This window comes from Kitasatospora sp. NPDC032121 (assembly GCF_055580145.1).
In genome coordinates, this window is the sequence record NZ_JBVILX010000001.1 from 830,614 (window position 1) to 850,154 (window position 19,541).

10 protein-coding genes are annotated in these 19,541 nt (G+C 73.0%); 3 read left to right on the top strand and 7 right to left on the bottom strand.

All coding sequences use genetic code 11. The features are described 5' to 3' along the window. Nucleotides 1-145: 145 nt before the first annotated feature. A complete protein-coding gene (pulA, locus tag ACZ5OX_RS03795) occupies nucleotides 146-5,665 on the bottom strand; it encodes a pullulanase-type alpha-1,6-glucosidase (RefSeq protein ID WP_465628582.1) in 5,520 nt (1,839 codons plus the stop codon). 317 nt (nucleotides 5,666-5,982) lie between these two features. On the opposite strand from pulA, the gene ACZ5OX_RS03800 reads away from it, so the two are divergent. Beyond that, on the top strand, nucleotides 5,983-6,951 hold the full coding sequence (locus tag ACZ5OX_RS03800) for a phosphatase PAP2 family protein (RefSeq protein WP_465628583.1): 969 nt from the start codon (nucleotides 5,983-5,985) through the stop codon (nucleotides 6,949-6,951). Nucleotides 6,952-7,050: 99 nt separating this feature from the next. Here the strand turns inward: ACZ5OX_RS03800 and ACZ5OX_RS03805 are convergent, their stop codons facing one another. Then, on the bottom strand, nucleotides 7,051-10,080 hold the full coding sequence (locus ACZ5OX_RS03805; RefSeq protein WP_465628584.1) for a bifunctional [glutamine synthetase] adenylyltransferase/[glutamine synthetase]-adenylyl-L-tyrosine phosphorylase: 3,030 nt from the start codon (nucleotides 10,078-10,080) through the stop codon (nucleotides 7,051-7,053). A 255-nt stretch (nucleotides 10,081-10,335) separates the two neighbouring features. Between ACZ5OX_RS03805 and ACZ5OX_RS03810 the strand changes: the two genes are divergently transcribed. After that, the gene (locus ACZ5OX_RS03810) at nucleotides 10,336-11,061 is read left to right on the top strand and encodes a class E sortase (protein WP_465628585.1); all 726 of its coding nucleotides are present in this window, start codon (nucleotides 10,336-10,338) and stop codon (nucleotides 11,059-11,061) included. An 81-nt stretch (nucleotides 11,062-11,142) separates the two neighbouring features. On the opposite strand, the gene ACZ5OX_RS03815 is transcribed toward ACZ5OX_RS03810, so the two are convergent. Both ACZ5OX_RS03815 and ACZ5OX_RS03820 read right to left on the bottom strand, forming a co-directional pair. Then, the gene (locus ACZ5OX_RS03815; protein ID WP_465628586.1) at nucleotides 11,143-12,354 is read right to left on the bottom strand and encodes a hypothetical protein; all 1,212 of its coding nucleotides are present in this window, start codon (nucleotides 12,352-12,354) and stop codon (nucleotides 11,143-11,145) included. A 153-nt stretch (nucleotides 12,355-12,507) separates the two neighbouring features. Further along, nucleotides 12,508-13,869, bottom strand: coding sequence for a glutamine synthetase family protein (locus ACZ5OX_RS03820; protein WP_402412135.1), 1,362 nt, complete (start codon nucleotides 13,867-13,869; stop codon nucleotides 12,508-12,510). 177 nt (nucleotides 13,870-14,046) lie between these two features. Here ACZ5OX_RS03820 and ACZ5OX_RS03825 point away from each other — a divergent pair, with 177 nt between their 5' ends. Then, nucleotides 14,047-15,801, top strand: coding sequence for an NAD+ synthase (locus ACZ5OX_RS03825; protein ID WP_465628587.1), 1,755 nt, complete (start codon nucleotides 14,047-14,049; stop codon nucleotides 15,799-15,801). On the opposite strand, the gene ACZ5OX_RS03830 is transcribed toward ACZ5OX_RS03825, so the two are convergent. The 3 genes from ACZ5OX_RS03830 to ACZ5OX_RS03840 all read right to left on the bottom strand — a co-directional run bounded on the left by ACZ5OX_RS03830 (nucleotide 15,798) and on the right by ACZ5OX_RS03840 (nucleotide 19,460). Then, nucleotides 15,798-16,859, bottom strand: coding sequence for an endonuclease/exonuclease/phosphatase family protein (locus tag ACZ5OX_RS03830; protein WP_465628588.1), 1,062 nt, complete (start codon nucleotides 16,857-16,859; stop codon nucleotides 15,798-15,800). The two genes, ACZ5OX_RS03825 and ACZ5OX_RS03830, sit on opposite strands and share 4 nt — an antisense overlap. Nucleotides 16,860-17,125: 266 nt before the next feature. Beyond that, complete coding sequence (locus ACZ5OX_RS03835; protein ID WP_449789251.1) at nucleotides 17,126-17,755, bottom strand: TetR/AcrR family transcriptional regulator; 630 nt, start codon at nucleotides 17,753-17,755, stop codon at nucleotides 17,126-17,128. Nucleotides 17,756-17,825: 70 nt separating this feature from the next. Then, entirely contained in the window at nucleotides 17,826-19,460 is a 1,635-nt protein-coding gene (locus ACZ5OX_RS03840; protein ID WP_465628589.1) for a DHA2 family efflux MFS transporter permease subunit, read from the bottom strand. Nucleotides 19,461-19,541 lie beyond the last annotated feature (81 nt).

A 19,541-nucleotide genomic window follows, 5' to 3' on the forward strand; every position in this document is an offset into this window, starting at 1 on the left:
ACGGAACCGGCCCTCCCCCACACACAGCCGGGCCCCGCACCACCTGAACGGTGATACGGGGCCCGGAAGTTGCCGAGGTGTACGAACCGGTGTCGGACGAACCCGCACCGGACGGACCGGCGTCGGACCGGCCGGTGTCGGATCGTCAGCGCTGGACGAACACCGCCACGGTGCGGCCCGGCACGGTGAAGGTCCCGGTCGCGGCGTCGAAGCCGGACCGCTGCACCACCCGGTCCGCCCCGCCCGCCTGGACGGGGTGCAGCGCCTGACCGGTGCCCCGCAGCGCCGGCACGGTCTGCGCCTGCGCCGCGGGCGTGGCGTTGAAGACCACCGTGATGCCCTTCTCCGCCCCCGGCAGCCCGGTGCCGTCCAGGTGCAGGGTGATCACCCCGGGCGTCTCACCCGCCGTGCCGGAGAGCGGGTAGGAGAGCCGCTGCTGGACGGCGGCCAGGGTCGGCAGCGAGAACAGCGGCGAGGACTGCTTGATCCGCAGGAACTCCTGGTACTGCGCGGAGGTCGCCCGGATGTCCGCCGCGCCGACGGTCAGCTTCGGGTCGGCCAGCAGGGATCGGGCCGCCGCCCACTGCTCCTGGTTGTCCTTCGCCATCGGCAGGCCACGGCCCCAGCCGTTGCCGTCGGCGGGGTCCCAGTGGATCACGTTGAACCAGTCCCCCGAGTCGTAGGAGTTGGAGTCGAGCGACTTGGAGCGCAGCAGGTCGCTGCCGGCCTGGGCGAAGCCCGCGCCCTGGGTGAGCGCGGTCAGCGAGAGCCCGAGCGCCTGCATCCGGGCCCGGTCGGCGGGCGCGGTGCCGGTCGGCAGCTTGTACGCGAGCGCGTCGAAGAGGTCGGTGTTGTCGTGGGCGTCCACGTACTCCACCGCCTCGCCGGGCTTGGCCGCGTACCCGGTCGGGGCGCCGTTGTAGTCGACCTGGGCACCGGTGACGGGCTTGCCCGAGCTGTCGGTGAAGGAGTATCCGGCCAGGTTGCCGGTCAGCCCGACCTTCAGCTGGTCCATCTGGTGCAGCAGCCGGGCCTTCTGCTCCTCCGGGGTGCCGTTCGCGGCCGAGCCGTTCGGGTCGGTGTACAGGCCCGAGGCGAAGCCCTGCTGCTGGGCGGAGTTCAGCATGAAGTTGCCGCCGCGGGCGGCGTCCCGGATCCGGTCGTCGAAGGTGGCGATGCCGGTGCCGGCCATGTTGACCTGGGTGGCCTGCACGAACCGGGCGTCGTTGGCGACCACGCCGAAGTTCCAGCCCTCGCCGTAGAGCAGGACGTTCCGGCCGTCCACGCCGTCCGAGTCCGGCGTCATCTTCCGCAGCGCGGCCTGCACGTCCAGCATGGTGGACTTCGGGTCCAGGCCCATCAGGTCGAAGCGGAAGCCGTCCACCTTGTACTCGCGGGCCCACAGCGTCACCGAGTCGACCACCAGCCGGTTCATCATGGCGTGCTCGGGCGCGGTGTCGGAGCAGCAACTGTCCGTCGTCACCTTGCCGTTGGCGTCCAGCCGCTGGTAGTAGCCGGGCACCACCCGGTCCAGCACCGAGTGCTCGGCCTGGCCGCTGGCGGCGGTGTGGTTGTAGACCACGTCGAGCACCACCCGCAGCCCGGCCGCGTGCATCGCCTGCACCATCTGCCGGAACTGCACCGTCCGGGCCACTCCGTTGGGGTCAGTGGCGTAGGAGCCCTCGGGCACGTTGTAGTGCAGCGGGTCGTAGCCCCAGTTGTACGCGTCGTCGGCGGCCACGACCGCCACGCACTCCTGCTGCTTCGGGCCGTCCGCCGCAAGGGACTTGAGGTCGCAGGCGGGCAGCTTCTGGTCCGCCCGGTTCTCCCGGACGGTGGCGATGTCGAAGGTCGGCAGCAGGTGCACCGTGGTCACCCCGGCCTTGGCGAGCTCCCGGAGGTGCCGCATCCCGGCCGAGTCCGACTCGGTGAACGCCAGGTAGGTGCCGCGCTCGGCGGCCGGGACGGTGGAGTCCTCGACCGAGAAGTCCCGGACGTGCAGTTCCTGGATCTGCTGCTGCGCGGGCGGGACGGCCTGCGGGCGGGCGTGGTCGTCCCAGCCCTTCGGCTTGAGCTCCCTGGCGTCGAGGTCGGCGACCAGGCTGCGCTTCGAGTCGGTGGACAGCGCCACCGAGTACGGGTCGGTGACGGTGTTGACGACGACCTGCTGCACCGAGGGCGCCCAGACCTTCACCTGGTACAGGTAGTACTTGCCGTCCAACTCGCGCTTGTCGCGGACGACTTCCCACACCCCGGTCTCGTCGTCCAGCTTCAGCGGCAGCGTCTTCGGGGTGCCCCCGGTGGCGCTGTCGTAGACCTGGACGGAGACCTCCTGCGCGGTCGGCGCCCACAGCGACAGCGCCACCTTGCCGTTGTAGTGGGCCGGCCCGAAGTCGACCTTGCCGGTCTTCCCGGCGTACAGGTCGTCCAGCACGCCCGGGATCTGCACGCCGGTGGCGGCCGACACCGCGCCGCTGGGCAGGTGTTCGGTGAACAGCAGCTGGGCGCGCAGCGCGGCCGGGACGCGGGCGGTGTCCCTCGGGTCCACGGTGAAGGCCCGGTAGCCCGCCAGGTGCGGGTACTTCGCCTTCTGCGCGTCGGTCAGCCCGCCCTTGACCGGGGTGAGCCGCAGCCACTTGCCGGGCTTGGTCAGCGTGCCCCGGTCGGCCCGGATGCCGCCCTCGGGGTCGTACACCAGCTGGGCGCTGGTGCCGCCGGCCAGGGCGTCGTCGCCCGAGCCGTAGTTCGCCGGGACGACGACGGTCCGCGCGTCGATCCACTGGGCCTTGGCGGCGGCGAGGTCGACCTGCGAGGAGGCGGCCGGGTTCTGCGGCAGCAGGTAGCCCTCGCGGCCGCCGAGGATCCAGACCTCCTTGCCGTTGACGGCGAAGTCCAGCGACTGGTCGGCGGGCAGGTCCTTGTCGTTGCCCTTGTGCAGGATGTAGCTGAGGCTGGTCGCCCCGGGGGCCAGCGGCACCTCGAAGACGGCGCCGAAGGCGTCGCGGCGCGCCGGCGCCAGCGGCTTGCCCCAGTCGGTGGGGGTGGCGGCGCCGGTCCAGTCGTGCAGGCCCCAGCCGTCGTAGTCGCCGTCGGCCCGGTTGTAGTGGATGACGGCGGTGTTCGCGGGCTGGCTGTTCGGCGGCCCGGGGTCGGCGGTGCGCACGGCCGGGTCGCCCTGTCGGAGCCACACCTCGCCGGTGCTGCCGACGTCGAGGTGCCGGTCGGCGTCGACGTCCTTGACGCCGTCCTTCTCCACGATGAACCCGACGTCCGAGGCGCCGGGCTTCAGCCGCACGTACGCGAAGGCGCCGTACGCGTCCCGCCCGGTGAAGGCGTGCCCGGCCGGCCACTGGGTGGACTCGCCGTCGGCGAGGTCGCCCCAGGCGTAGAGGTTCCAGCCGTCGTAGTCGCCGTCCGGCCGGTTGTAGTGGACGACGGCGTACGGGCGGGAGCCGGCGGTGGGCACCGGCTTGGGCGCGGGGGCACCGGTGGTGAAGCTCGCGGTGGCGGAGCGCAGGTGGCCGCTGGAGTCCTGCACGACGGCCTTGTAGCGCACCACCGTGCCGGGGGCGACGGCGCCGAGGTCCTGGGTCACCGCGTACTTTCCGGTGTCGGCGGTGCCCAGGGTCTGCCAGGGCCCGTCGCCGATCTGGGCGGCGAAGCTGACCCGGTTGAAGCCCTTGTCCGTCGTGGCGCCGACGGTGACCAGCCCGGTCGAGCCGTCGGCCGGCGGCTGCACCGAGAGCTGCGGCGCCGAACCGACGGCCGCGAGCTTCCCGCCCGCCTTGAACACTACGGAGGAGAGCGCCGGCACGGTGACCGTCACCTTGCGGTCGGCGCCGCTGGTGATCCGTTCCCCCGCGGACGGGTGGATCCGGTCGAAGCCCATCCCCGCGGAGAAGGTGTCCAGGGTGACGGTCTTCGCCTCGGCGGCGTTGTTGACCGCCACCAGGTACTCGACCTGCTGCCCGGCGTCGATCCGGGAGAAGGCGTACACGCCGGCGCCGTCGGCGGCGTACCGCTCGATCTGGGCGCCGTCGGCCAGCGCCGGGTTGTCCCGGCGCAGCTTGGCCAGCCCGGCGACGCCCTGGTAGAGCTCGCCGCCCTGCCCGTACCGGTCGGCCGGGCCGGCGGGGCCGCCGAGCACCCGGTCGGCGTTGTAGGAATCGGTGCGCGAGGCGAACATGTCCTGCCGGGCGTCCTTGTCGCCGCCCGCGCCGGTGAAGCCCTGCTCGTCGCCGTAGTAGACGACGGGCTGGCCGCGGGTGAGGAACTGCAGCTCGTTGCCGAGCCGGTCCTTCTTCAGCAGGGTCGCCTCGTCGGCACCCGGGTTGTCGGCGAGCAGGAAGGAGCCGAAGCGGCCCATGTCGTGGTTGCCGAGGAAGGTCGGCAGCTCGTACGCGTCGGTGTCGGCGCTGGTGTAGCGGTAGTCCTGGGCGTAGACGTCGGCGAGGTTGCGCGCCGAGCCGCCCTGCGAGACGTAGGAGCGGGCCGCGCCCTGGAACGGGAAGTCCAGGGTGGCCTGGAGCCTGCCCTTGGTGACGTACGGCGAGGTGACCGCCGGGTCCCCGGAGTAGACCTCTCCGAACATGAAGAACTTCTTGTTGCCCTGCTTGGCGGCGAAGTCCTTGAGCGCGGGGGCCCACTGCTGCCAGAACGCCATGTTGACGTGCTTGACGGTGTCGATCCGGAAGCCGTCCACGCCGGCGTCCTTGACCCACTGCTGGTAGACCTTCTCGAAGCCCTTCACCACCTTGGGGTTCTGGGTGTCGAGGTCGTCCAGGCCGCTGAAGTCGCCCTCGGTGGCGGACTCGCCGACGAAGGTGGAGTCGCCCCGGTTGTGGTAGAGCGCCGGGTCGTTGAGCCAGGACGGGGTCTTGACCGTGGCGTCGGCCGGGGTGCGGAAGACCGGGGTGTAGGGGAAGGAGTCCCTGGTGGTCTTCGGCCAGGGCGAGCCGGCATCGGCGACGGCGGTCTCGTCCACCGGGTTCCCGTCCGCGTCGAGCGTCGGGTAGGCGCCGGCGGAGCGGTAGCCGTACTGCTTCTCGGCGTAGTCGATGACGTCGGCGGTGTGGTTGGTGATGACGTCGAAGAAGACCTTGATGCCGCGGGCGTGCGCCTTGCCGATCAGCTCCTTGAGCTGCTCGTTGGTGCCGAAGTGCGGGTCGACCTGGGTGAAGTCGGTGATCCAGTAGCCGTGGTACCCGGCCGAGGCGTCGGCCCCGCTGCCCTGCACCGGCTTGTTCTTGAAGATCGGGGCCATCCAGATCGCGGTGGTGCCGAGGTTCTGGATGTAGTCGAGCCGCTGGATCAGCCCGGCCAGGTCGCCGCCGTGGTAGAAGCCCTTGTCGGCGGGGTCGAAGCCGTTCTCCAGTCGCCCTCCGGTGATGCCGCCGGTGTCGTTGGCGGCGTCGCCGTTGGCGAAGCGGTCGGGCAGGACGAAGTAGAACTGCTCGCGGCTGAGGTCGTGCCGCCCGGCGGTGGCCGCCAGCGCGGCGTCCGAGGGCGGGGCCGGCGGGGCGGCGGCGAGGGCCGCGGGGGCACTGCCGAGGGTGGCGGCGGTCAGTGCGGCGGCCAGCAGGACGGCCGTGCGGCCGGGCGGTCTGCGACGGCCGGTGGTGCGTCGGGCAGTGCTCCGTCGGGGGCGGAGCGGGGCATCGGCCACTGAGGGCTCCCTTAGGGGAAGGGGCGATCGATTTCCCAGGAAGCTAGCGGCCTGCAATATGTTTCAGCAAGATGCAGAAACCGTTTCGTAGCGGGAAATTCCAGGTGGGCGACCGTCTCCGACCACCCCGGTTACTCCCCTTGAGCGACGAGCGTGACAATGGGACGTATGTCCGTCCCACCGGTATGCACCCAACCCCCGAACACCCCCTACCCCGGTGGGAGCCGGCCCGTAGCCCTCAAGGGGGACAGCCGGTGAAGAATCCACTTCCAGAGGATGAGCAGACGGCTACGAGCGGTCTGGCAGACTTGCCGTCCATGGGGGAACCGACCGAGATCCAGCGAGGCGGCGCCGGGCGCGCCGACGCGGCGAGCGGTGGCGGTTCCGAAGCAGCGAAGGCCGTCCCCGGCCGCCTGCCCGATGGAGCCACCCGTGCCGCCCAGTCCCGTCCCGCAGCCCTGCGCGCGCACATCAGCGCCCAGCGCCGCTCACCGGCCAGGCCGCGGATCTGGTTCGAGCTGGCGCTGATCGGGATCAGCTACTGGATCTACTCGATCGTGCGCAACGCGGTTCCCGAACAGGAAGCGATAGCCCAGAAGCACGCCCGCTGGATCTGGGACCTGGAGCACCACCTGGGCATCGCCGTCGAGCACTCGATCAACCACGCCGTGGACAGCGTCGGGTGGCTCATCACCGGGATGAACTACTACTACGCGACGCTGCACTTCGTGATCACGATCGGCGTGCTGGTCTGGCTCTACCGCAGCCACCCCGGGCGCTACGTCGCGGCCCGCTCGGTGCTGTTCGTCACCACCGGCATCGCCCTGGTCGGCTTCTACTTCTTCCCGCTGGCCCCGCCCCGGCTGATGACCGACGGCGGCTTCATCGACACCGTGAAGGTCCACGGCACCTGGGGCTCGATGGCCTCCGGGCCCGCCGCACACGTCTCCAACCAGTACGCGGCGATGCCCTCCATGCACATCGGCTGGTCGATGTGGTGCGGTCTGGCGATCTTCTTCCTGGCCCGCCGGACGTGGGTCAGGGTGCTCGGCCTGCTCTACCCGGCCGCCACCCTGGTGGTCATCGTCTCCACCGCCAACCACTTCTGGATGGACGCCGTCGGCGGCGTGCTCTGCCTGGCGGTGGGCTTCCTCGCCGCCCGCTGGATGTACCACGAGTGGGTGTACCGACTGCCCAAGGTGCCCGCCCGGGAGGCGGTGGCCGAGCAGCCGATCACCGTCCCCGAGCAGTGGAGCGAGCCCGCGGTCAGCAGCGCCCGCCGCTAGGCCCGTCCCCAGGACCTCCCGGAAGGGGCCCCTGAACAGGGGCCCCTTCCGCGTACCCGCCGGCGCTCATCCCTCGGTCGCGCCCGCCGGTCGCACCCGTCAGCCGACGCCGTAGAACAGCCGGTCCACCACCGCCCGGGCCCGACGGGTGGTCCGCCGGTAGTCGTCCAGCAGTTCGCCGCTGTGCCCGGAGCCGTACCCGAGGTAGCGGGCCACCCCGGCCAGCTCCCTGGCCTCCCCCGGGAAGCTGTCCCCCGGCCGCCCGCGCACCAGCATCACCGCCGCCCGCACCCGGGAGGCCAGCACCCAGGCCGCGTCCAGCACCTCGGCGTCCTCCGGCTCGACCAGCCCGCCCGCCACGGCGGCCGCCAGGGCCGCCCTGGTCCGGGTGGTGCGCAGGCCCGGCAGCTCGTGCCCGTGCCGGAGCTGCAGCAGCTGCACCGTCCACTCGACGTCCGCCAGCCCGCCCCGGCCGATCTTGGTGTGGGTGGTCGGGTCGGCCCCGCGCGGCAGCCGCTCGGCCTCGATCCGCGCCTTGATCCGGCGGATCTCCATCACGTCGCGCTCCGGCACCCCGCCGCCCGGGTAGCGCAGCGGGTCGATCAGCTGCCGGAACCGCGTGCCCAGCTCCTCGTCCCCGGCCACCGGCTCGGCCCGCAACAGCGCCTGGCTCTCCCAGGCGTGCGACCAGCGCCGGTAGTACGCCGTGTACGAGGCGAGGGTGCGCACCAGCGGGCCGCTGCGGCCCTCCGGCCGCAGGTCGGCGTCGACCAGCAGCGGCGGCTCGGTGGAGGGCGCGCCCAGCTGGGAACGCAGCTCGTGGCAGACCGCCTGGGCGGCCCGGGCGGCCTCCTCCTCCAGCGAGCCGAGCAGCGGCTCGTGGACGAAGAGCACGTCCGCGTCCGAGCCGTAGCCCAGTTCGTGGCCGCCGAAGCGGCCCATGGCGATCACCGAGATCCGGGTCGGCAGGTCCCCGTGCTCGGCCTCCCAGCCGGCGACGCAGGCGCGCAGCGCGCCGCCCAGGGTGGCGGCGTTGAGCGCGGTGAGCGCCTCCCCCGCGGTGTCCAGCGCCTCGGCGGGATCGTCCCCGAGCCGGCCGAGCACGTCCGCGGCGGCGGTACGGAACAGCTCCCGGCGGCGCACCGAGCGGGCGGCGGCCACCGCGGCCCGGGTGGAGCCGGCCCGGCCGACGGCGGCCAGCACCTCCGACTGCAGCGCCGCCCGGCCGCGCGGTTCCAGGCCCTGCGGGTCGCCCAGCATGGCCACCGCCTCGGGGGCGCGCAGCAGCAGGTCGGGCGCGAGCCGGCCGGCCGACAGCACCCGGGCCAGCTGTTCGGCGGCGGCGCTCTCGTCGCGCAGCAGCCGCAGGTACCAGGGGGTGCGGCCGAGCGCGTCGGAGACCTGCCGGAAGTTGAGCAGCCCGGCGTCCGGGTCGGCGGACTCGGCGAACCAGCCGAGCAGCACCGGCAGCAGGGTGCGCTGGATCGCGGCCTTGCGGCTCACCCCCGAGGCGAGCGCGCTGAGGTGGCGCAGCGCGGCCGCCGGGTCCGCGTAGCCCAGCGCCTCCAGCCGGGCCCGGGCCGCCTCCGGGGTCAACCCGGTGGCTCCCGGCGGCAGTTCGGCGACGGCGTCGAGCAGCGGCCGGTAGAACAGCTTCTCGTGCAGCCGCCGGACCTCCACCGCGTGCCGCTTCCACTCGCGTTGCAGGGCGGCCACCGGGTCGGCGCGGGTGTCGTCGTTGATCAGCGCGGCGAGCGAGCGGGCGAGGCGGCGCAGGTCCTCCTCGGCGGTGGGCATCAGATGGGTGCGGCGCAGCCGGTACAGCTGGATGCGGTGCTCCAGCGAGCGCAGGAAGCGGTACGCGGTGTCCAGCGAGGCGGCGTCCGCCCGGCCCACGTACCCGCCGCGGGAGAGCGCGGCCAGCGCCTCCAGGGTGTTGCCGCTGCGCAGCGCCGGGTCGGTGCGGCCGTGCACCAGCTGGAGCAGCTGTACGGAGAACTCGACGTCGCGCAGCCCGCCCGGGCCGAGCTTGAGCTGGCGGTCCAGTTCGGTGGCCGGGATGGAGTCGACGACCCGGCGGCGCATCTGCTGGACGTCGGCGACGAAGTTCTCCCGGGCGGCGGCCTGCCAGACCATCGGGGCGAGCGCCTCGACGTACGCGGCGCCGAGCTCGGCGTCCCCGGCGACCGGGCGGGCCTTGAGCAGCGCCTGGAACTCCCAGGTCTTGGCCCAGCGCTGGTAGTAGGCGAGGTGGCTGGCCAGGGTGCGCACCAGCGGGCCGTTGCGGCCCTCGGGGCGCAGGTTGGCGTCCACCGGCCAGATGGTGCCCTCCCCGGTGGTGTCCGAGCAGAGCCGGGTGAGGGCGGCGGCCAGCCGGGTGGCGGCCCTGACCGCGTCGTGCTCCTCGACGCCCTCGCGCGGCTCGGCGACGAAGATGACGTCCACGTCGGAGACGTAGTTGAGTTCGCGGCCGCCGCACTTGCCCATGCCGATGACCGCGAGCCGGCAGGCCGCGGCGGCCTCCGGGTCCTGCTCGGCGGCGAGGTCCAGGGCCGTCTGGAGGGTGGCGCCGGCCAGGTCGGCGAGTTCGGCGGCGGCCTGCGCGAGGTCGGTGGTGCCGGTGAGGTCGCGGGCGGCGATGGCGAGCAGGCAGCGGCGGTAGGCGACGCGCAGCGCGTTCGCGGGGCCGAGGGACAGGTCGGCGCGGACGCCTTCGGCGAGGGCGCGACGGAAGTCCTCCGGGCCGGGGTGCATGTCGCGCAGCTCGAAGGTGACCAGCACGTGCCAGTCGTGCGGGTGCCGGGCCAGGTGGTCGCCGAGCGCGGTGGAGACGCCGAGCACGCCGAGCAGCCGGTCGCGCAGCGGCTTGGAGGTGGTGAGGGTGTCGCGCAGGGTGTGCCGGTCGGCCTCGTCGGCGGCCTCCAGCAGCCGGGCCAGGCCGAGCAGCGCGAGGTCGGGGTCGGCGGTGGCGCCGAGCGCGTCCAGCAGCACGGGGTCGTCTGCCAGGCCCTCCAGCCCGGGGCCCTCCAGCAGCCGCACCGCCCGCGCCGGGTCGGTGAACCCGCGCCGGACCAGCCGGTTCTCCGGCCGGCTGACCCGGCTCCCGGCCCGTTGCTCCTCCACCGCCATCGACCCCTCCATCCGTCCGCCCAAGCAGGTTACGCGCCTGCGGGCCGCCCCGCCGGGCATGCCACGGGCCCGGTCCGCCCGAGCAACGGCGGGCCGGGCGGCGCGCCCCCCCGGGCACGGCGTGGCGTGTCGGCTTGCCCACCGGCTCGACGGCGCGGTGGAGTACGCATGGCCGGCCGGGACGCCCGCCGGGGCGGTGCCCGGCACGGCCCCGCCCGCCCACTCCCCCGCACTCCCGCCCGAAGGGACGACCCCATGGCGACCGAGCACCCGGCCGAGCGCAGAGCCCCGCGCCGACACCCCCTGCGGCTCGCGATCGGCGCGCTCGGCGACCTGCTGTTCACCCTCGGCGTGCTGCTCGCCCTGCTGGTCGTCCACTCGCTGTGGTGGACGAACCTCACGGCCGACCGTCACGCGGACCTCTCCGCCGCCCGGCTGCGCCAGTCCTGGTCGGCCCCGGCCGCCCCGCCGACCGACGCCGCACCGCCGCTCGGCCAGGGCGACGCCGTCGGCTTCCTCCACGTCCCGGCCCTGGGCGCCGGCTACCAGGTGCTGATCAAGGTCGGTACCGACGGGGAGACCCTCGCGGACGGGGTCGCCGGGGCCTACACGGCGCCGTACCGCTCGGCCATGCCCTGGGAGGCTTCGGGCAACTTCGCCCTGGCCGCCCACCGCGACGGTCACGGCGCCAGGTTCCACGACCTGGACCGGCTGCGGCCGGGCGACCCGCTGGTCGTGGAGACCAGGGACCGCTGGTACGTCTACCGCGTCGACGCCACGCTGCCCGAGACCGCCAAGGACGACACCGGTGTCATCGCCCCGGTCCCCGTCGGCTCGCCGTACGGCGGGCCTGGCCGCTACATCACCCTGACGACCTGCACGCCGGTCTACACCTCGCTGTACCGGATGGCCGTCTGGGGCAGCCTCGCCCGGGAGGAGTCGATGGACCCGGACCGCACGCCGCCCGCCGAGCTGCGCTGAGCCGGTCCGGTGGACATGCGACGGACGGGCGGTGCGCCACGCGCACCGCCCGTCCGCCAGCCGGTCAGATCCGTCGGTCGGTCACCGGGCACTCCGGTCGGAGCGCCGGCCGGCGCGCATGGCCACCGCACCCGCCGCGATGAGCGCCGCCGAGAGGCCGAACAGGGCCGGCGAGGTGTCGCTCCCCGTCTCCGCCAGCTCCCAGTGGTGCCAGCCGTGCTCCTCCTCGTGGCCGCCGTGGTGGCCCTCGTGACCTCCGTGGCCCTCGTGCCCCTCATGGCCTTCGTGGCCCGGGTGGCTCGGGTGGCTCGGGTGGCTCGGGTGGCTCGGCCCGTGCCCCGGCCCCTCGCTGTACTTGGCCTTGTTCACATTGGAGATGTTGTTGGTCTGCGAGGCCGACTGACTGTTGCTCGCCGTGTTCTGCGAGGAGTTGTTCGCGCTGGCGGTGGCGCTGTTGTTCGCGCTGTTGTCGACGGTGTTGACGACGGTGTTCTGGACGACGACCGTCACGTTGACGTTCTGGTCCTGGCTCTGTTGGCCGTTCTGGGACTGTGACTGGTTCTGGTTCTGGTTCTGGCTCTGGTTCTGGCTCTCGGACTGGTTGCCGCCGTTCCCGCCACCGCCGCCGTTGCCGCCACCACCGTGGCCCCCACCGTGGTCGCCGGGGCCCTCGCCCCCACCGTGGTCACAGGGCTTGCAGGGGCAGGCGTGGTGGTGGTGGTGGCAGTGCTTGCCGGTGAGGCCCGACAGTCGGTCCAGCTCGCCCAGTCGGTCGAGGTACCCGAACGTCGACGGCAGGGCCGTGTTCCGACCGCGCTCGCCGTCCTCCTCGCCCGGCCCGGTTCCTTCCTCGGCCGGCGGCTCCTCCCCGCCCGGCTCGGCGGCGGTGACGGCCGGGGCCTGGGCCGGAGCCGGAGCCGCGGCCGGGGCCTGGGCGACGGCCTGGGCCGGAGCCGCCGCCGGGGCCTTGGCCGCGGGCTCCGGGGCCTTGGCCGCGGGCGCTTCGGCCGTCGCCGTCACTGTCTTGGTGCCCTCCGTCCGCGAGGACTGACGGGCCACCAGCTCGGACGGGACGGCGCCACGGCTGTCGAAGTTCCAGGTATGGGTGGCTCTACCGCTGCCCTCCGCCGCCGCACGGAGGAGCCCGTCGACCCATTCACCCTGGGCCTCCGCCGGTACGGCGGCTGTGTGGTGGTCGGCGACGGGCGAGGCGTAGGCCGCGGAGCCGGCACCCAACACGAGGGCGGCCGAGGTCAGTCCGGACAGGGCCAGGGCGGTGATTCGAGTACGCATGACACTCCAGGATGATCCGCAGAACGGATCTTCTGCTTACGCCTCCGCGTCACCCCGCCATGGCGCGCACCGCTGCAGAGTAACCTCATTGGCCCAGCGGATTAGCGTGCGTGGGGTACACCGCCCGAGCGGCCCGAACCGGCCGACGAACCGTCAGAGAACCTGGAGGTTCTTGCGCAGCTCGAAGGGGGTGACCTCGGAGCGGTACTCCTCCCACTCGTGCTTCTTGTTGCGCAGGAAGAAGTCGAAGACGTGCTCGCCGAGGGTCTCGGCGACGAGCTCGCTGCGCTGCATCAGGTCGATGGCCTCGCCGAGGTTCTGCGGCATCGGCTGGATGCCGAGGGCGCGCCGCTCGGAGTCGGTGAGCGCCCACACGTCGTCGTCGGCGCCGGGCGGGAGTTCGTAGCCCTCCTCGATGCCCTTCAGGCCGGCCGCGAGGGTGACGGCGTAGGCGAGGTAGGGGTTGCAGCCGGTGTCCAGCGAGCGGACCTCGATCCGGGTGGAGCCCTGCTTGCCCGGCTTGTACATCGGGACCCGGATCAGCGCCGAGCGGTTGTTGTGGCCCCAGCAGATGTAGGACGGCGCCTCGCCGCCGGCTCCGGCGGTGCGCTGGGAGCCGCCCCAGATCCGCTTGTACGAGTTCACCCACTGGTTGGTGACGGCGGCGGTCTCGGCGGCGTGCTTCAGCAGGCCGGCGATGAAGGAGCGGCCGACCTTGGACAGCTGGTACTCGGCGCCGGACTCGTGGAAGGCGTTGCGGTCGCCCTCGAACAGCGAGACGTGGGTGTGCATGCCGCTGCCGGGGTGCTCGGAGAACGGCTTGGGCATGAAGCTCGCGTGCACGCCCTGCTCCAGCGCGACCTCCTTCATGACCAGTCGGAAGGTCATGATGTTGTCGGCGGTGGACAGCGCGTCGGCGTAGCGCAGGTCGATCTCCTGCTGGCCGGGGGCGCCCTCGTGGTGCGAGAACTCGACCGAGATGCCCATCGACTCCAGCATGGTGATCGCCTGGCGGCGGAAGTCGTGGCCCACCCCGCGCGGGGTGTGGTCGAAGTAGCCGGACTGGTCGGCGGGGATCGGCGGGGTGCCGTCGCCGGGCAGGTTCTTCAGCAGGAAGAACTCGATCTCCGGGTGGGTGTAGAAGGTGAAGCCCTGCTCGGAGGCCTTCTCCAGGGTGCGCTTGAGCACGAACCGGGGGTCGGCGAAGGACGGCGAGCCGTCGGGCATCAGGATGTCGCAGAACATCCGGGCGGTGCCCGGGGTCTCGGAGCGCCACGGCAGGATCTGGAAGGTGGTCGGGTCCGGCTTGGCGATCATGTCGGACTCGTACACCCGGGCGAATCCCTCGATCGCCGAGCCGTCGAAGCCGATGCCCTCCTCGAAGGCCTGTTCCAGCTCGGCCGGGGCCACCGCGACCGACTTCAGGAACCCGAGCACGTCGGTGAACCACAGCCGGACGAACCGGATGTCACGCTCTTCGAGCGTCCGAAGCACGAACTGTTGCTGCTTGCCCATGGGGACAGTCTCACCTCTGCTCTTTACGCTCGTGTTACGCCTCGGAGGCCCCCGCAAAGACCTCGTAAAGCGGCTGCCCCCATCATGGCCGATCTCCGCCCGACCCGGCAGCGCCGACCCCCGCGCCGTCGCCCTCCACCCAGGACATAGCGTCAGTTAGACGATTACACTCGGGGCATGCCCAATCTCCGTCTCGCCCTGAGCCAGATCGACCCCTGGGTCGGTGACCTCGACCGCAACGGCGACGAGGTGGTGCGCTGGACCAGGCTGGCCGTGGAGGCCGGCGCGCAGCTGGTCGCCTTCCCCGAGATGGCCCTCACCGGGTACCCGGTGGAGGACCTCGCCCTGCGCGGATCCTTCGTCGAGGCCTCCCGCGCCGCGCTGGTCGGACTGGCCGGCCGGCTGGCGGCGGACGGGCTGGGCGAGGTCCCGGTGGTGGTCGGCTACCTCGGGCGCTCGGAGCACGCCTCGCCGCGTTTCAACCGCCCGGCCGGCTCCCCGCAGAACTGCGCCGCGGTGCTGCACCGGGGCGAGGTGGTGACCCGCTTCGCCAAGCACCACCTGCCCAACTACGGCGTGTTCGACGAGTTCCGCTGGTTCGTCCCGGGCGACCAGCTGCCGGTGCTGCGGGTGCGCGGGGTGGACGTCGCCCTCGCCATCTGCGAGGACATCTGGCAGGACGGCGGGCGGGTCACCGCCGCCCGCGAGGCCGGCGCCGGGCTGCTGCTGGTGGTCAACGGCTCCCCGTACGAGCGGAACAAGGACGACCAGCGGCTGGAGCTGGTGCGGCGCCGGGCGGCCGAGGCCGGCTGCACCCTGGCGTACGTCAACATGGTCGGCGGCCAGGACGAGCTGGTCTTCGACGGCGACTCGATCGTGGTCGGCGCGGACGGCGAAGTCCTGGCCCGCGCACCGCAGTTCGAGGAGCACCTGGTGGTGCTGGACCTCGACCTGCCGGCCGCCGCGAGCGACGACACCGACGGGCTGCTGCTGAGCGACGGCCTGCACCTGGTCCTCACCGAGCTGGGCGGCGAGCCGCAGGCCGCGCCCGCGGTGCGGCTCACCGCCGGGGTGGCGCCGCGGATCTCGGACGAGGCCGAGATCTGGGCCGCGCTGGTCTCCGGCACCCGGGCGTACGTGACCAAGAACGGCTTCCGGTCGGTGCTGCTCGGCCTCTCCGGCGGCATCGACTCGGCGCTGGTGGCCGCGATCGCGGTGGACGCGGTAGGCGCGCGGAACGTGCACTGCGTCTCCATGCCCAGCCGCTACTCCTCCCTGCACTCCCGGGACGACGCGGCCGAACTGGCCCGCCGCACCGGGCTGTCGCTGCGGACCGTCTCCATCGCCCCGATGTTCGACGCCTACCTGGGGGCGACCGAACTGACCGGCCTGGCCGAGGAGAACCTCCAGTCCCGGCTGCGCGGCACCCTGCTGATGGCGATCTCCAACCAGGAGGGGCACCTCGTGCTCGCGCCCGGCAACAAGAGCGAGCTGGCAGTCGGCTACTCGACCCTGTACGGAGACTCGGTGGGCGCCTACGGGCCCATCAAGGACGTCTACAAGTCGCTGGTCTTCCGGCTGGCCCGCTGGCGCAACGAGGAGGCCGAGCGGCGCGGCGAGGTGCCCCCGATCCCGGAGCACACCATCACCAAGCCGCCGTCCGCCGAGCTGCGGCCGGACCAGGTGGACACCGACTCGCTGCCCGACTACGACGTGCTGGACAGCGTGCTGACCCGCTACATCGAGGGCGACGAGGGCCGGGACGCGATCGTCGCGGCCGGCTTCGACCCGGCCCTGGTGGACCGGGTGGTCCGGCTGGTCGACACCGCCGAGTACAAGCGGCGCCAGTACCCGCCGGGCCCGAAGATCTCGGCCAAGAACTTCGGCCGGGACCGCCGCCTGCCGATCACCAACCGCTGGCGGCGCGGCTAGCGGACGGGCTGGTAGCGGTAGCTGGCGGCCACCCCGAGGTGGTCGCTGCCGTCCCGGGGCAGGGTGCGGGAGTCCACCGGGTCCAGCCCGCCCTTGCTCATGATCTGGTCGATCCGGGCCATCGGGAAGGCGGCCGGCCAGCTGAAGCCGAAGCCGTCCCCGGCGGCGCCCTGGGCCGAGCGCATCTGCGAGGTGACCGGCGCCAGGCTGCGGTCGTTCATGGTGCCGTTGAGGTCGCCGAGCAGCAGGACCTTCTTCAGCGGCTCGGCCTCGATCGCGTCGCCGAGCGCCTGCGCGCTGAGGTCCCGCTGGTTGACGGTGAAGCCGCCCTCGGCCTTCAGCCGCACCGAGGGCAGGTGCGCCACGTACACCGCGAGCGGGCCCTGCGGGGTGGTGACCTCGGCGCGGAAGGCCCTGGTCCAGCCCATCTTCAGGTCCACCGGGGAGACGTCCCCGATCGGGTACTTCGACCAGAGCCCGACCGTGCCCTCCACGGTGTGGTGCGGGTAGGCGGCGGCGAGCCCGGTCTCGTACGAGCGCAGCTGCCGGCCGGCCAGCTCCTGCAGGGCGACGATCTGGGCGCCGGAGTCCACCAGGGTGCGGATGGTGCCCGGCACGTCGGTGTTGGCGGCGGCGACGTTGTGGCTGACCACCGTCCAGTCGCCCTTGCCGCCGCTCTTGTCCGACAGCAGGCCGCCGAACAGGTTGACCCAGAGCACCAGGGGCAGCAGCAGGGCGACCAGCGCGGTGGCGGAGCGGCGCAGCAGAGCGGGCACCAGCAGCACCGGGACGGCCAGGCCCAGCCAGGGCAGGAAGGTCTCCAGCAGGCTGCCGAGGTTGCCGACGCTGTTGGGCACCTCGGCGTGGAAGGCGAGCAGCGCGGCGGTGAGCACGGCCAGCGCGGCGATCACCAGGCCGCGCCGCCAGGTGCCGCTGCCGCGGGCGTCCCGGCCCCAGTGGCGCAGGCCGAGGAAGCCGCCGCGGCGCGCCGTGGGGGCCGGGCCGTCGGTGCCGCCCCCGGGGGCCGCGATCCGCTCGGTCCTGTCCGCCTGCGCCATGAAGTGGCTCCCGTCGCTCGTGCCGTCGCCGTTCCGGTGCCCGGCCCGTCGAGGGTGCGGGCGTGTACCGGGTCGGTGCCGGTGTGGTCGGACCCGGCTCAGCCTATGCCGGGACAGACGTCGGGCCTGCTGAGCGGGTTCCGGCGTGGCCCGGTTTGGTGAGGGAGGCCACGTCCGGGGCGAGGTCGGGCGGGGGGCGGGCGAGGCCGGGCGGGGGGCGGGCGAGGCCGGGCGGGGGGCGGGCAGGGGCGGGCAGGGGCGCCCGGTCAGCGGGGTGCGAGGCCCTCGAGCACGGAGTCGACCAGCTTGCGGGCCAGGTCCGGGTCCTCCAGGTCGGAGTCGTCCCACAGGATGCTGCGGTAGAGGATCGGCCCGAGCAGCAGGTCGTTGAGCAGGTCCACGTCGAGGTCGTCGCGGATCACGCCCTCGGCGACGGCCTGGCGGATCAGGCGGAGCCCGACCTCCCGGCGCGGTTTGATCACCCGCTCGCGGTAGGCGGAGTACAGCTCGGGCAGGGTCTGCATCTGGCCGAGGGCGGCCTTGAGCACCCAGCGGGTGCGCTTGGCCAGGCCGCGCCGGCGGATGTGGTCCACCAGGGCGATCAGGTCGGCCCGGGCGCCGGCGCCGGCGGACTCGGGCAGCGGCTCCTCCAGTCGGCTGACCACGTCGACCAGCAGGGCCTCCTTGTTGGGCCAGCGCCGGTAGATGGTGGCCTTGCCGACGCCGCCCGCGGCGGCGATGCCCTCGATGGTGAGCTCCGACAGCGCGGTGCCGCCGGCCATCAGGTCCTCGACGGCCGTGAGGATGGCCTGCTCGGCGGCCTCGCTGCGGGGCCGGCCACGGCGTACCTCGGCGCAGTGCTGCCCGGTGCCGGCGGTCGGCGTGTCCGTCTTCATCCCCGCTGTCTCTCCCTCGTGGTCGGCCCCGCCACCCGGTGGCGTACCCGGATGACAGGGCCATTGTCACTCAGTCACGGCGCGCTCCGGCCGCAGGTCGGGCGTCCGCGGCCGCGGCCTCCCGTGCCTGGCCGCGCTGTTCGGGGGCCGGACCGGCCGGGCCCGCGGGGGTGGCCGGGCGGCGCGGCAGCAGGAACCAGGCGACCACGGCGCCGACCAGCGAGACGCCCACCGAGAGCGAGGCGACCACGTGCATGGCGTGGATGAAGGAGTCGTTCGCCGGGGCGATCAGCGCCTGGCCGCCGGGGATGCGGTCGGCGATGGCCAGGGTGGCCTCCAGCGACTCCCCGGCCTTGTCGCGCAGGTCCTCGGGCAGCCGGGTGAGGGTGTCGGCCATCCCGTCGCGGTAGGCGGTGGAGAGCACGGCGCCGAGCACGGCGACCCCGAGCGAGCCGCCGACCTGGCGGAAGGTGTTGTTGACGGCCGAGCCGGCGCCGGCCTTCTCCCGGGGCAGCGAGGCCATGATCGCGACGGTGACCGGCGGCATGACGTGCGCCATGCCGGCGCCCATCACCAGGCCGAGCAGGACCAGCACCCAGATCGGGCTGGTGGCGGTCAGCACGACGTAGCCGAGGAAGCCGAGCGCGACCAGCAGCATGCCGCCGGTGGCGGTGGCGGCGACGCCGAGCCGGTCGACCACCAGCCGGGCCCGCGGGGCGAACACCAGCTGGGCGGCGGCCAGCGGCAGCATCAGCACGCCGGCCTGGAGGGCGCTGTAGCCGCGCACGCTCTGGATGTAGAAGACGCCGAAGAAGGAGACGCCCATCAGCGCGAAGAAGATCACGCCGACGACCACCACGGAGGCGCTGAACACCCGGTTGCGGAACCAGGTGACGTCCAGCGCGGGGAACGGGGTGCGGCGCTCGAACCAGACGAAGGCGGCCAGGGCGAGTACGCCGACCAGGGTCGGCACCCAGGCCTCGGCCGCAGTGAAGTCGGCCAGCTCGCCGCCCTTGATGATGCCGTAGATCAGCGCGACCAGGCCGACGATCGACAGCAGCACGCCGACGGGGTCCATCCGGCCGGGGGCGGGGTCCTTGGACTCGGGGACGAGGATCACCATCGCGACCAGCGCGACGACCACGATCGGGACGTTGACCAGGAAGACCGAGCCCCACCAGAAGTGCTCGATCAGCAGGCCGCCGGTGATCGGGCCGATGGCGATGGCCAGACCGACCGCGCCCGCCCAGATCCCGATCGCCTTGGGCTGCTCGGAGCGCTCGAAGACGTTCATGATGATCGCCAGCGTGGCGGGCATCGCGAGCGCGCCGCCGACGCCCATCAGGGCGCGGTAGCCGATGAGTTCACCGGGCGAGGTGGCCAGCGCGGACAGCAGCGAGGCCACTCCGAAGACCAGCATGCCGGCCAGCAGCGCGCGCTTGCGGCCGAACCGGTCGCCGAGCAGGCCGGAGGTGAACAGCAGCCCCGCGAAGACCAGGGTGTAGGAGTTGATCGACCATTCCAGGTCGCTCTGGGTGGCTCCGAGGCCGACCGGCGCGGGGGTCGCGATGGTCTTCATCGCGACGTTGAGGATCGAGTTGTCGAGGACGACGACGAGCAGGGCGAGCAGCAGGGTGGCGAGGATCACCCAGCGCCGACGGTGGATGGCTTCCGGCACACGGGGTGGCGCGGCTGCGGTGGTCATGGTTCTTCCCGTCCGTGTTGGCGTGGCACTGGCGGGCATTTACGAGCCGAGCACGTCTCGCAACCCCCCCACCAGAGTAGC